Below are 13,243 nucleotides of genomic sequence, written 5' to 3'. Positions count from 1 at the left end.
AATCGTGGAAGATCTGATTGCGCTGCTGGTAGCGGCGCCCCTGCTCGGAGCGGCCGTACTGCTGTGCGGTGGCCGGCGGCTCGATGCCGTCGGCCACTGGATCGGCACGGCGCTCGCGGCAGCCTCGTTCGTGATCGGCGCCGTGCTCTTCGCCGACATGCTGGGCAAGAGCGCCGCCGACCGGCCCCTCGGCCAGCACCTGTTCAGCTGGATCCCCGTCGCGGGCTTCCGGGCGGACGTCTCCTTCCAGCTCGACCAGCTGTCGATGACGTTCGTTCTGCTGATCACGGGCGTGGGCTCGCTGATCCACCTGTACTCCATCGGGTACATGGAGCACGACGAGCGGCGCCGCCGCTTCTTCGGCTATCTGAACCTGTTCCTCGCGGCGATGCTGCTGCTCGTCCTCGCGGACAACTACCTGCTGCTGTACGTCGGCTGGGAGGGCGTGGGTCTCGCCTCGTACCTGCTGATCGGCTTCTGGCAGCACAAGCCCAGCGCCGCCACCGCCGCGAAGAAGGCCTTCCTGGTCAACCGCGTCGGCGACATGGGCCTGTCGATCGCCATCATGCTGATGTTCACCACCTTCGGGACCTTCGCCTTCGGACCGGTGCTCGGCAGCGAGGGGCACCCGGGGCTGGTCGGCGGCGCCACCGAGGGCAAGCTCACCGCCGTCGCGCTGATGCTGTTGCTCGCCGCCTGCGGCAAGTCAGCCCAGGTGCCGCTGCAGTCCTGGCTCGGGGACGCGATGGAGGGCCCGACCCCGGTCTCGGCCCTCATCCACGCCGCGACGATGGTGACCGCCGGCGTCTACCTGATCGTCCGCTCGGGCGCCGTCTTCAACGCCGCGCCCGACGCGCAGTTGGTCGTCACCGTGGTCGGTGCCGTCACGCTGCTGTTCGGTGCGATCGTCGGTTGCGCGAAGGACGACATCAAGAAGGCGCTCGCCGGCTCGACGATGTCGCAGATCGGCTACATGGTGCTGGCCGCGGGCCTCGGCCCCATCGGCTACGTCTTCGCGATCATGCACCTGGTGACGCACGGCTTCTTCAAGGCGGGGCTGTTCCTCGGCGCCGGTTCGGTGATGCACGGCATGAACGACGAGGTCGACATGCGGAAGTACGGCGGCCTCAGGAAGTACATGCCGGTCACCTTCGTCACCTTCGGCCTCGGCTACCTGGCCATCATCGGCTTCCCGGGCCTGTCGGGCTTCTTCTCCAAGGACAAGATCATCGAGGCGGCCTTCGCCAAGGGCGGTACCGAGGGCTGGATCCTCGGCGGCGCCGCCCTGCTCGGCGCGGCGATCACCGCGTACTACATGACGCGCGTCATGATCATGACCTTCTTCGGTGAGAAGCGCTGGCAGCCGGACGCGGAGGGCCACGAACCGCACCCGCACGAGTCGCCCAGGTCCATGACGATCCCCATGATCGTGCTGGCCTTCGGCTCGGTCTTCGCGGGTGGCTTCTTCAGCGTCGGCGACCGCTTCCTGCACTGGCTGGAGCCGATCACCGGGCACTCCGAGGGCGACTCGCCCGTCAGCGCCCTCACGGTCACGCTGGCCACGATGGTCCTCCTGGTCGTCGGTGCCGGAATCGCCTACCTCCAGTACGGGCGCAGCCCCGTCCCGGCCGTCGCCCCGCGCGGTTCCCTGCTCACCCGGGCCGCCCGGCGCGACCTTCTCCAGGACGACTTCAACCACGTCGTGCTGGTGCGCGGCGGGGAGCACCTCACGCGCTCCCTGGTGTACGTCGACCACACCCTGGTCGACGGGGTCGTGAACGGGACGGCGGCCTCGATGGGCGGCCTCTCCGGGCGGCTGCGCAAGCTGCAGAACGGCTATGCCCGCAGTTACGCGGTCTCGATGTTCGGCGGTGCGGCGGTCCTCATCGCCGCGACCCTGCTGATGAGGGCGGTCTGATACCGATGTCCTTTCCTCTGCTGACAGCGACGGCGGCGCTCCCGGCCCTCGGAGCGGTCGCCACGGCCGCCGTGCCGGCGGCGCGACGTGTCGCGGCCAAGTGGCTGGCGCTGCTCGTCTCGCTCGCCACACTCGTCCTGGCCGCGGTCGTGCTCGTACGATTCGACCCCGGCGGCAACCGCTACCAGCTCACCGAATCCCACGCCTGGATCAAGGACTTCGGGGTGCGGTACGAGCTGGGTGTGGACGGCATCGGGGTGGCGCTGGTGGCGCTGACCGCGCTGCTGATCCCGTTCGTGATCCTCGCGGGCTGGCACGACGCTGACCCGCAGGAGACCGGGAACACGCGCTGGCGGCCGACGCAGGGCTTCTTCGCCCTGATCCTGGCCGTCGAGGCGATGGTGATCATCTCCTTCGAGGCCACCGACGTCTTCCTCTTCTACATCTTCTTCGAAGCCATGCTGATCCCGATGTACTTCCTCATCGGCGGCTTCGGGGACAAGGCCCACGAGCACGGCGACGAGGTCGCGGCGACACAGCGGTCGTACGCCGCGGTGAAGTTCCTCCTCTACAACCTGGTCGGCGGTCTGATCATGCTGGCCGCGGTCATCGGCCTCTATGTGGTCGCCGGGAACTTCTCGCTCCAGGAGATCGTGCAGGCCCGCGCCAACGGCTCGCTGCACATGGCGACCAGCACGGAGCGCTGGCTGTTCCTGGGCTTCTTCTTCGCGTTCGCGGTGAAGGCCCCGCTGTGGCCGCTGCACACCTGGCTGCCCAACGCCATGGGGGAGGCCACGGCCCCGGTCGCGGTCCTGATCACGGCGGTGGTCGACAAGGTCGGCACCTTCGCGATGCTCCGCTTCTGCCTCCAGCTCTTCCCCGAGGCCAGCAAGTGGGCGACGCCGGCCATCCTCGTCCTCGCCCTGATCAGCATCGTCTACGGGGCGCTGGTCGCGGTCGGCCAGCGGGACATCAAGCGGCTGGTGGCGTACGCGTCGATCTCGCACTTCGGCTTCATCATCCTGGGCATCTTCGCGATGACGAGCCAGGGTCAGTCGGGCGCGACGCTCTACATGGTCAACCACGGGATCTCGACGGCCGCCCTGATGCTGGTGGCGGGCTTCCTGATCTCGCGGCGCGGCTCGCGTCTGATCGCCGACTACGGAGGGGTGCAGAAGGTCGCCCCGGTGCTCGCCGGCACCTTCCTGGTCGGCAGCCTCGCGACCCTCTCCCTCCCAGGGCTCGCGCCCTTCGTGAGTGAATTCCTCGTCCTGGTGGGCACGTTCACGCGCTACCCGGTCGTCGGGATCGTCGCCACCTTCGGCATCGTGCTCGCCGCGCTCTACACGCTCGTCCTCTACCAGCGGACGATGACGGGCCCGGTGAAGGCCGAGGTCTCCGAGATGCCCGACCTCAGGGTGCGCGAGCTCCTGGTGGTCGCTCCGCTGATCGCTCTGCTGATCTTCCTGGGCGTCTACCCGAAGCCCGTCACCGACATCGTCAACCCCGCGGTCCAGCAGACCATGTCGGACGTACACAAAAAGGACCCCCAGCCCGAGGTGGAGGCGGCCAAGTGAGCGCAGCAGCCGTCCACAGCCTGTGGACAACCGCGGCGGAGCCGATCGCGAAGATCGACGCGCCGAAGATCGAATACGGGCAATTGTCGCCCACCCTGATCGTCATCGGGGCGGCACTCGTCGGGGTGCTGATCGAGGCCTTCGTCCCGCGCAAGTCCCGCTACTACGCACAGGTGTTCGTGTCCGTCGTCGCGCTCGCCGCCGCCTTCGCCGCGGTGGTCGCGCTGGCGGCGGGCGGCTACGGGACGACGAAGGCGCACATCGCGGCGATGGGCGCGATCGCCGTCGACGGGCCCGCCCTGTTCCTGCAGGGCACGATCCTGCTGGCGGGCATCCTCGGCGTCTTCACCTTCGCCGAGCGCCGGCTCGACCCGGAGGCGCACGGCAACCGCGTCGACTCGTTCGCCGCGCAGGCCGCCTCCGTGCCCGGAAGCGACAGTGAAAAGGCCGCGGTCAAGGCCGGGTTCACCACCACCGAGGTGTTCCCGCTGCTGCTCTTCGCGATCGGCGGCATGCTGGTCTTCCCGTCGGCCAACGACCTGCTGACGCTGTTCATCGCGCTGGAGGTCTTCTCGCTGCCGCTGTACCTGCTGTGCGCCGTGGCCCGCCGCAAGCGGCTCATGTCGCAGGAGGCCGCGGTCAAGTACTTCCTGCTCGGTGCCTTCGCCTCGGCGTTCACCCTGTTCGGCATCGCCCTGCTCTACGGCTACGCGGGCTCGGTGTCGTACGCCAAGATCGCGCAGGTCGTCGACGGCACGGTCACCAACGTCGACCCGGCACTCGCCGGCACCATGGGCAACGACGTGCTGCTGCTGATCGGCGCCGCGATGGTCGTCATGGGCCTGCTCTTCAAGGTCGGCGCGGTGCCCTTCCACATGTGGACGCCGGACGTCTACCAGGGTGCGCCGACACCGGTCACCGGCTTCATGGCGGCGGCGACGAAGGTGGCCGCCTTCGGGGCGCTGCTGCGTCTCCTGTACGTCGTCCTGCCGGGCCTGCGCTGGGACTGGCGGCCGGTCATGTGGGCCGTCGCGATCGTCACCATGCTGGGCGGCGCCATCGTCGCGATCACCCAGACCGACATCAAGCGCCTGCTGGCGTACTCGTCGATCGCGCACGCGGGCTTCATCCTCGCGGGCGTCATCGCGGCCTCGCCGGACGGTGTCTCGTCGGTCCTCTTCTATCTGGCCGCCTACTCGTTCGTGACGATCGGGGCCTTCGCGGTCGTGACCCTGGTCCGCGACGCGGGCGGCGAGGCGACACACCTGTCCAAGTGGGCGGGCCTCGGACGCCGCTCCCCGCTGGTGGCGGCCGTCTTCGCGGTCTTCCTGCTGGCCTTCGCGGGCATCCCGCTCACCTCGGGCTTCGCCGGAAAGTTCGCCGTGTTCAAGGCGGCGGCGGAGGGCGGCGCGGGCGCGCTGGTCGTGGTCGGTGTGATCTCGTCGGCGATCGCGGCATTCTTCTACATCCGGGTGATCGTGCTGATGTTCTTCAGCGAGCCGAAGCCGGAGGGGCCCACGGTCGCGGTGCCCTCGCCACTGACCATGACGGCGATCGCGTTCGGCGTCGCGGTCACGCTGGTGCTGGGAGTCGCGCCGCAGTACTTCCTCGACCTGGCGAGCCAGGCGGGCATCTTCGTCCGCTGACCGGGACCGCCCACGCCTCGGGCCCCGCTCCTCCGGGAGCGGGGCCCGAGGCGTTCTCAGTGGGCCATGTGGGTCGACGCCGCAGAGTGCGTCGAGGCGGCCGGGCACGTCACCCGGGGGTTCCACCGGTTGAACAGGCCGTCGGGGTTGTGCTTCCAGAGCCAGACGTGCAGGTCGTAGTGGACCGGCATGCCGGGGTAGTGACCCGGCATCGGACCTTCGAACTTCTGGCCGAACAACGAAGGCCGGTCGCCGGAGGTCTTCACGTCCTGGTCCGCGTCCACCACGATCCACTCCACCCCCGCCAGCCTGCGCCTTCCGTCCGGTCCGTCCTCGAAGAGCAGAGCTCCCGGCTTCGCCGGGTCGAGGGAGCCGTAGCGGGACTCGTTGAAGTAGTGGTACCCCATGGCGCCGTGGCCCGCGGGATCCGCCGAGCACGGGTAGGGAACGTAGCCGTCGGCGAGGGCGGCCGACTCGTCGAGATACTTCGTGCTGGCCGCGTACGCCGTGTTCAGGTCCCGTACGGACTTGGGGTCCACCGGGGCCGCGGGACCGCCCGCGGCGGGGGCGGGCGCGGCGGCCAGGGCGAGCGAGGCGGCGACGGCCGTCACGAGGGCGAAAGCGGTCCTGAGCGGACGCTGGGACATGCGATGACTCCTAGAGGCGCGAGAGCGGTGTACGGGACGGTGCCGGTCCGTCGGCTGCGGCCCCTCCGCCGGCTCGAGCAGCATGTCCCGCGGTCGTGCGGGGTCGCCATACGAGAGGGGCCAACGGGTGGAACGCGGGTGAGGTGCGTCGCCCGGGGGAGTGAGCGGGGCGCGACAACGGAGCGCAGAGAAGCCGGCCGGTCGCAGCCTGTGGATAACTCCGAGGCTGTCGGCGCGGACCCCTATCGTGGAGGCAGTGGTCGAGGCGCGACGCACGGGGGACAGGACGATGGGCGGGACGGGTGTGATGACCGAAGCGGACGCGACGGAGCAGCTGGGGGAGGGCGAGGCACTGGCCACGCTCCACCGGGTCTTCGGGTACGACGCCTTCCGCGGCGAGCAGGAAGCGATCATCGAGCACGTGGTGGCGGGCGGTGACGCCGTCGTCCTGATGCCGACGGGTGGCGGCAAGTCACTCTGCTACCAGATTCCGTCCCTGGTCAGACCGGGTACGGGCGTGGTCGTCTCGCCCCTCATCGCCCTGATGCAGGACCAGGTGGACGCCCTGCGCGCGCTGGGAGTGCGCGCGGGCTTCATGAACTCCACGCAGGACTTCGACGAGCGCCGCGTGGTGGAGGCCGAGCTGCTGGCAGGCGAGCTCGACCTGCTCTATCTGGCCCCGGAGCGGCTGCGGCTGGACAGCACGCTCGACCTGCTGTCGCGGGCGAAGATCTCCGTCTTCGCGATCGACGAGGCGCACTGCGTGGCCCAGTGGGGTCACGACTTCCGCCCCGACTACCTGGCACTCTCCCTGCTCGGCGAGCGCTGGCCGGATGTCCCGCGCATCGCGCTGACGGCCACGGCCACCCGCGCGACGCACAAGGAGATCACCCAGCGCCTGGCCATGCCGCACGCGCGCCACTTCGAGGCGAGCTTCGACCGGCCCAACATCCAGTACCGGATCGTCCCGAAGGCCGACCCCAAGAAGCAGCTGCTGTCGTTCCTGCGCGAGGAGCACGCGGGTGACGCGGGCATCGTGTACTGCCTCTCCCGCAACTCGGTCGAGAAGACCGCCGAGTTCCTCTCCCGCAACGGCGTCGAGGCGGTGCCGTACCACGCGGGCCTGGACGCGCGCACCCGCGCCGCGCACCAGTCGCGTTTCCTGCGCGAGGAGGGCCTCGTCGTCGTCGCCACCATCGCCTTCGGCATGGGCATCGACAAGCCGGACGTGCGGTTCGTCGCCCACCTCGATCTGCCCAAGTCGGTGGAGGGCTACTACCAGGAGACGGGCCGCGCGGGCCGTGACGGCCAGCCGTCCACGGCGTGGATGGCGTACGGCCTCCAGGACGTCGTGCAGCAGCGCAAGCTGATCCAGGGCTCCGAGGGCGACGAGGCGTTCCGCCGGCGGGCGGCCGCCCACCTGGACTCGATGCTGGCGCTGTGCGAGACGGCCCAGTGCCGGCGTTCCCAGCTGCTGGCCTACTTCGGCCAGGACCCGCACACCCCGGCCTGCGGCAACTGCGACACGTGTCTGACGCCGCCCGAGACCTGGGACGGCACGGTCGCGGCGCAGAAGCTGCTGTCGACGGTGGTCCGGTTGCAGCGGGAGCGCGGGCAGAAGTTCGGCGCGCTCCAGATCGTCGACATCCTGCTGGGTCGCCGCACCGCCAAGGTGATCCAGTTCGACCACGACCAGCTCTCCGTGTTCGGCATCGGCGAAGACCTGTCGGAGTCCGAATGGCGCGGCGTCGTGAGGCAGTTGCTCGCCCAAGGGCTGCTCGCGGTCGAGGGCGAGTACGGGACGCTGGTGCTGACCGAGGAGAGCGGGACCGTACTGCGGCGCGAGCGCGACGTGCCGTTGCGCAAGGAGCAGCCGAAGCCCGCCGCCTCCCGTTCGTCGTCCTCGTCGTCGCGGGGCGAACGCAAGGCCAAGGCCGTCGTGGAGCTGCCTGAGGCACTCGTCCCCGCCTTCGAGGCCCTGCGCGCGTGGCGTGCCGAGCAGGCCAGGGAACAGGGCGTCCCGGCGTACGTCATCTTCCACGACGCGACGCTCCGGGAGATCGCGACGGTGTGGCCCACCTCCGTGGCGGACCTCGGGGGTATCAGCGGGGTGGGCGAGAAGAAGCTCGCGACGTACGGAGAGGGCGTGGTCGGGGTGCTCGCCGCCCTGGGCGGCGCCCCCGGAGGGGCGCCGGCACCCGCGTCCGACGAGGCACCGGACCCCGACTGGCCGGAGATGGACGCGGAGCCGGAACCGGAGGACTGGATGTAACGCCGGACCCGAGGCCGGGATCCGGGCACGAGGTCGGGATCCCGGGGCGCAGGACAGGGGCCTGTCGGGCGGCACCCCGCACCGGGCCGGGCGCGGGGTGGAAGACGGCGAGGGCGAGGGAACTAGCGGATGCGGCCCGTCACCTCGCCGAGGGCGACTCGGGTTCCGTTCGGGCCGGGAGCCCAGGCTGTCATCGTCACCTCGTCGCCGTCCTCGAGGAAGGTCCGCTTGCCGGTGGGGAGTTCGAGGGGGTCGCGGCCGTTCCAGGTGAGTTCGAGGAGGGAGCCACGCTCCCGCGGTGAGGGTCCGCTGACCGTTCCCGAGCCGTACAGGTCGCCGGTGCGCAGGGAGGCTCCGTTGACCGTCATGTGGGCCAGTTGCTGGGCGGCCGTCCAGTACATGGTGGAGAAGGGCGGCTCCGAGACGACGTGGCCGTTGACGGCGACGGAGATGCGGAGGTCGTAGCCGCCGGGGTCCTCCGAGGAGTCGTCCAGATAGGGGAGAAGGGGGTGCGTGCGGGCCGGAGGCGCGACACGGGCGTCGTCCAGCGCGTCGAGCGGGGTGACCCACGCCGACACCGAGGTGGCGAAGGACTTGCCGAGGAAGGGACCGAGCGGGACGTACTCCCAGGCCTGGATGTCGCGCGCCGACCAGTCGTTGAGGAGACAGAGGCCGAAGACGTGGTCGCGGAAGTCGGCGAGGGGCACCGGAGTACCGAGGGGCGAGGGGGTGCCGACCACGAACCCGACCTCCGCCTCGATGTCGAGCCGGACGGACGGACCGAAGGCGGGCACGGCGTCCGTGGGGGCCTTGCGCTGGCCCGACGGACGCACCACCTCCGTGCCCGACACCACCACCGTGCCAGCGCGGCCGTGGTAGCCGATCGGCAGATGCTTCCAGTTGGGGGTGAGGGAGTCCGCGGCGTCGGGGCGGAAGATCTGTCCGACGTTACGGGCGTGGTTCTCGGAGGCGTAGAAGTCGACGTAGTCCGCGACCTCGAACGGGAGGTGCAGGGTCACCTCGGAGAGCGGGTACAGATGGGGCTCCACGGTCTCCCGGTGGGCCGGGACCGTCACCCAGGCCGTCAGCGCGCGACGCACGTCGGACCAGGCCGTGCGGCCCGCCGCGAGCAGCGGGTTCAGGGTCGGCCGCGCGAGCAGTTCGGCGTACGGGGAGCCGAGCGCCAGGGCCGCCGCGCCCGCGTCGAGGACGTGGTCGCCGAGCCGGACACCGACGCTCCGTTCGGACGAGCCGGCCCGGGAGAAGACGCCGTAGGGAAGGTTGTGCGGGCCGAAGGGATCGCCCTCGGGGACATCGAAGGGGGGCATCGGGTGGTGCCTCGCTTTCGTGGTCGTACGCGCCGTGATCCATGTGTTCCACGCGTTCCGTGTGGTCGCGGCACACGTTACGGGGGAGTGGCCGTGCTGTGGCAGTGCCTAAAGAGTTCGCAATGTCCGAATAGGTCTTGTCGGACGCGGTAATTCCGGCTTAGCGTCCTTTGGGGACATGGACGGGGTGGGTCCGGTCCGTAGGGGGGACACGTGGGGGGACCCGTGGCCAGGGGCGTCAGTGGAGTGCCGGTCGACGCCGACCGGGACGTTCCGGGGCTGATAGTGAAATTCGGTGACTATCCGCTGCATCACGGTGGAGTGGGTGCGATACGGAGCCTGGGCCGCCTGGGCATACCGATGTACGCGATCACCGAGGACCGTTACACGCCTGCCGCGGCCTCACGTTATCTGCGCCGTGCCTTCGTCTGGCCGACGACGGGGACGGAGGAGCCGGAGCGCCTGGTCGAGGGGCTGCTGCGGATCGGCCGCCGCATAGGGCGGCCCACGGTGCTCGTCCCGACGGACGAGGAGGCCGCCGTCCTGATAGCGGAGCATCAGGAGGCACTCGCGGAGCGCTTTCTCTTTCCCCGGGTGGACGCCAAACTGCCCCGCCGCCTCGCCAGCAAACAGGGCCTGCACGAGCTGTGCGTGGAGCACGGCATCCCCAGTCCGGCGGCCGCCTTTCCGCAGTCGTACGAGGAGATCGAGCGCTTCGCGGCCTCGGCCCGCTTTCCTCTCGTGGCCAAGAACCGTGAGGCGTTCGTGCGCCGCAGCCGGCCCGCGGTCAACGGGACGACGAGGATCGCGACCCGGGAGGGGCTGCTGGCGCTCGCCCGGGACTGGGGCGGGCACCCGGGTGTGATCCTCCAGGAGTACCTGCCCAGGGAGGAGGCGGAGGACTGGATCGTGCACGCGTACTTCGACGCGGACTCGACACCGCTCGCGATGTTCACGGGCGTGAAGGTCCGCTCCTGGCCCCCGCACGCGGGCATGACGGCGAACGCGTACGTCGTCGACAATCCGGAACTCGCTGACCTCGCCGCACGTTTCATCAAACAGATCGGCTTCAGCGGCGTCATCGACCTCGACCTGCGCTTCGACCGCAGAGACGGGCAGTACAAGCTTCTCGACTTCAACCCCCGCATGGGCGCGCAGTTCCGGCTCTTCGAGAACGAGTCGGGGATCGACGTCGTCCGGGCCATGCATCTCGACCTGACCGGGCGCACCGTTCCCGAGGGGGAACAGCGGGCCGGTCACCGGTACATCGTGGAGAACATCGACCTGCCGGCCCTGCTCGCCTACCGGCGCAGCGGCTACACCACCCCGCACGCGCCGACTCGCGCGAGCGGTACGGAGCTGGCCTGGCTCGCGGGTGACGACCTGCGGCCGTTCTTCACGATGCTCGCGCGCTTCGTGCGACCGGGCGCGAGGCATCTGTACCAGCTGTGGCGGACCAACCGCCGCGGCAGCAGTACCAGCACGACCACGAAGTGACGGAAGAACGTCCTGGGGAGGGGACTTCGTGATTCATCCGGTAGCAGTCATCGGTGCGGGCCCGTTCGGCCTGTCCACCGCCGCCCATCTGCGGGCGCGCGGCATCCCGGTGCGCGTCTTCGGCCGGCCCATGGTGAGCTGGCGCGACCACATGCCCGAGGGAATGCTCCTCAAGTCGACCCCGGCCGCATCCAGCATCGACGCCCCGCAGCAGGGCCACACACTCCGTGACTACTGCGACGCCGCCGGGATACCGCGGCTCGTCACGGACGAGGACATCATCCCGGTCGAGACGTTCATCGCGTACGGGGAGTGGTTCCAGCAGCGGCTCGTGCCCGAGCTGGAGCAGGTGCGGGTCGTCTCCGTCGACCGGCGGGGCGGCGAGGGCTTCGAGCTGAAGCTGGACTCGGGGGAGTCGTTCACGGCACGCGCGGTCGTCGTGGCCACCGGACTGTACGGCCTCGCCCATCTGCCGCCCGAGCTCGGTGAGGCGGCGGCGGACGGACCGGCGCCCACCGGCCCCGTCTCGCACAGCTCCCAGCACCACGACCTCACCCGGTTCTCCGGCAAGGAACTGATCGTCGTCGGAGCGGGACAGTCCGCCCTCGAGACGGCCGCACTCGCGGCGGAGGCGGGGGCGCAGGTGCGCGTGGTGTCCCGGGGCCGGGGCAGGGTCGCCTTCGGCGCGCCGCCCTGGGGGCAGCCGAAGCTGCGCCCGGAGTCGCCCTTCGGACGCGCCTGGTCGCTGTGGGCGCTCAGTTACTACCCGCATCCCTACCGCTACCTGCCCGCCGAGACCCGGCACTATCTCGTCCGCCGGGTGCTCGGCCCGCTCGGCGCGTGGTGGCTCCGGGACCGCTTCGAGGGCAAGGTCGAGGTCAGCGAGATCGCCCGGATCGAGCGTGCCTCGGTCTCCGGGAGCCGCCCGGTGCTCTCCGTGCGGACCCTGGGCGGTTCGGCCGAGGAACTCGCGGCCGACCACGTCATCGCGGCGACGGGCTATCGCGTCGACCTCGCCGCGATGGACTTCCTGGGACCCGCGTTGCGGACGGAGCTGACGGTGAGCCGCGGTACTCCGAAGCTCGGTGCCGGATACCGGTCCTCGGTGCCCGGGCTGTACTTCACGGGGTTGCCGGCCGCGGCCTCGTACGGGCCCGTGATGCGGTTCGTGTGCGGGACGGAGTTCGCCTCGCCGCGATTGGCCAAGCACCTGGCGGCGGCTCACGGTTGAGGTGAGGCACGGCGCTCGCGCGTAGGGCGGCGGGGGTGGTGGCGGGGGGCCACGGCCCCCGCGTCGTCAGGAAGTACCCGAAAGCCCGCAGTCCGTAACCGGCCGGTCCGCGGCGGGTGTTGGAGCCCGTGCCGCGGCGCTTCCGGGCGCCCGGCGCGGCGGATCGGACGGTGTGACGCCGTCCGTCACGCGTGGCCCGTGCGGTGAACGGCGTTGCTGACGGGATACCGGACGTCGTCCGGTTCACGCCGGGCCGATGAGTCACCGGATCCGTATTCTTCGGATCATGGCCGCTCCGACTGCATATTCACTCATCGCCACTGACCTGGACGGAACGCTGCTCCGCGGCGACGACACACTCTCCGAGCGGACCCGGGCCGCGTTGGCGAGGGCGGTGGGGGCGGGCGCCCGGCATCTGGTCGTGACGGGGCGCCCGGCGCCGCGCGTGCGCCCGCTCCTCGCCGAACTCGGCGGCGCGGGACTGGCGGTGTGCGGGCAGGGGGCGCAGCTCTACGACGCGGGCGAGGACCGTCTGCTGTGGTCGGTGACCCTGGACAGGGAACTCGCGGAGACGGCGCTCGGAAAGATCGAGGCGGAGGTCGGGCTGCTCTACGCGGCGGTGGACCAGGACGGCGTGGACGGACTGACACTCATCGAGCCCGGCTATGTGATGCCGCACCCGACGCTTCCCGCGGTACGGGTCGGACGCCGTGACGACCTCTGGACGGAGCCGATCAGCAAGGTGCTGCTGCGCCACCCGCTGCTGTCCGACGACGAGTTGGCCGCGGCGGCCAGGGGGGTGGTGGGTTCTCTGGCCACCGTCACCATGTCGGGGCCCGGCACGGTCGAACTCCAGCCATGCGGGGTGACCAAGGCGACGGGGCTGGCTCTCGCCGCCGCCCATCTCGGGCTGGCCTCCGAAGCCACCGTCGCCTTCGGCGACATGCCCAACGACATCCCCATGTTCGACTGGGCCGCCCACGGGGTCGCCATGGCCAACGCCCACCCAGAGCTCAAGGCGGTGGCCGACGAGGTGACGCTGTCGAACGAGGACGACGGGATCGCGGTGGTGCTGGAGCGGCTGTTCCCGCTCTCCACTCCGTAGCCCCGGTTTCCCGTGGGCCGGT

At 70.4% G+C, this 13,243-nt stretch carries 9 protein-coding genes; 7 read left to right on the top strand and 2 right to left on the bottom strand.

The genetic code is table 11. The features are described 5' to 3' along the window. Window positions 1–4: 4 nt before the first annotated feature. From nuoL to nuoN, 3 genes are read left to right on the top strand one after another with little or no spacing between them, the layout of a single operon-like run. Complete coding sequence (nuoL, locus tag OG199_RS18925; protein WP_405830424.1) at window positions 5–1,918, top strand: NADH-quinone oxidoreductase subunit L; 1,914 nt, start codon at window positions 5–7, stop codon at window positions 1,916–1,918. A gap of 5 nt (window positions 1,919–1,923) precedes the next feature. Continuing rightward, entirely contained in the window at window positions 1,924–3,495 is a 1,572-nt protein-coding gene (locus OG199_RS18920) for an NADH-quinone oxidoreductase subunit M (protein WP_356804792.1), read from the top strand. Beyond that, window positions 3,492–5,141: an NADH-quinone oxidoreductase subunit NuoN gene (gene nuoN / locus OG199_RS18915; RefSeq protein ID WP_356804794.1), complete on the top strand. Its 1,650-nt coding sequence runs from the start codon at window positions 3,492–3,494 to the stop codon at window positions 5,139–5,141. The genes OG199_RS18920 and nuoN overlap by 4 nt, the downstream gene beginning before the upstream one ends. A gap of 56 nt (window positions 5,142–5,197) precedes the next feature. Here nuoN and OG199_RS18910 read toward each other — a convergent pair whose 3' ends face one another. After that, window positions 5,198–5,788, bottom strand: coding sequence for a hypothetical protein (locus OG199_RS18910; RefSeq protein WP_356804796.1), 591 nt, complete (start codon window positions 5,786–5,788; stop codon window positions 5,198–5,200). A gap of 289 nt (window positions 5,789–6,077) precedes the next feature. Between OG199_RS18910 and recQ the strand changes: the two genes are divergently transcribed. Further along, window positions 6,078–8,060, top strand: a complete 1,983-nt coding sequence (gene recQ, locus OG199_RS18905; RefSeq protein WP_356804808.1) for a DNA helicase RecQ — start codon at window positions 6,078–6,080, stop codon at window positions 8,058–8,060. Window positions 8,061–8,182: 122 nt separating this feature from the next. Here recQ and fahA read toward each other — a convergent pair whose 3' ends face one another. Next, window positions 8,183–9,388 carry a fumarylacetoacetase gene (gene fahA / locus OG199_RS18900; protein WP_405830421.1) on the bottom strand — a complete coding sequence of 402 codons (1,206 nt, stop codon included), beginning with the start codon at window positions 9,386–9,388 and terminating at the stop codon, window positions 8,183–8,185. Window positions 9,389–9,634: 246 nt separating this feature from the next. Between fahA and OG199_RS18895 the strand changes: the two genes are divergently transcribed. From OG199_RS18895 to OG199_RS18885, 3 genes are all read left to right on the top strand, one after another. Next, window positions 9,635–10,885 (top strand): ATP-grasp domain-containing protein, encoded by a 1,251-nt coding sequence (locus OG199_RS18895; RefSeq protein WP_401805679.1) that lies wholly within the window; start codon window positions 9,635–9,637, stop codon window positions 10,883–10,885. A 28-nt stretch (window positions 10,886–10,913) separates the two neighbouring features. Next, entirely contained in the window at window positions 10,914–12,116 is a 1,203-nt protein-coding gene (locus OG199_RS18890) for an FAD-dependent oxidoreductase (RefSeq protein ID WP_356804800.1), read from the top strand. Window positions 12,117–12,402: 286 nt separating this feature from the next. After that, window positions 12,403–13,221, top strand: a complete 819-nt coding sequence (locus OG199_RS18885; RefSeq protein ID WP_356804802.1) for an HAD family hydrolase — start codon at window positions 12,403–12,405, stop codon at window positions 13,219–13,221. The last annotated feature ends 22 nt before the right edge of the window (window positions 13,222–13,243 follow it).

This window comes from Streptomyces sp. NBC_01176 (genome assembly GCF_045039825.1).
Taxonomy (GTDB): Bacteria; Actinomycetota; Actinomycetes; order Streptomycetales; family Streptomycetaceae; genus Streptomyces.
The sequence above is the reverse complement of the archived record's forward strand: the minus strand, read 5'-3'. Positions and strand labels throughout refer to the sequence as shown.

Bases quoted from the DNA above. Each gene is read 5' to 3' on its own strand.
- OG199_RS18920 (WP_356804792.1), top strand. From the start codon at position 1,924: ATGTCCTTTCCTCTGCTGACAGCGACGGCGGCGCTCCCGGCCCTCGGA.
- OG199_RS18885 (WP_356804802.1), top strand. From the start codon at position 12,403: ATGGCCGCTCCGACTGCATATTCACTCATCGCCACTGACCTGGACGGA.
- fahA (WP_405830421.1), bottom strand. From the start codon at position 9,388: ATGCCCCCCTTCGATGTCCCCGAGGGCGATCCCTTCGGCCCGCACAAC.
- OG199_RS18910 (WP_356804796.1), bottom strand. From the start codon at position 5,788: ATGTCCCAGCGTCCGCTCAGGACCGCTTTCGCCCTCGTGACGGCCGTC.
- recQ (WP_356804808.1), top strand. From the start codon at position 6,078: ATGGGCGGGACGGGTGTGATGACCGAAGCGGACGCGACGGAGCAGCTG.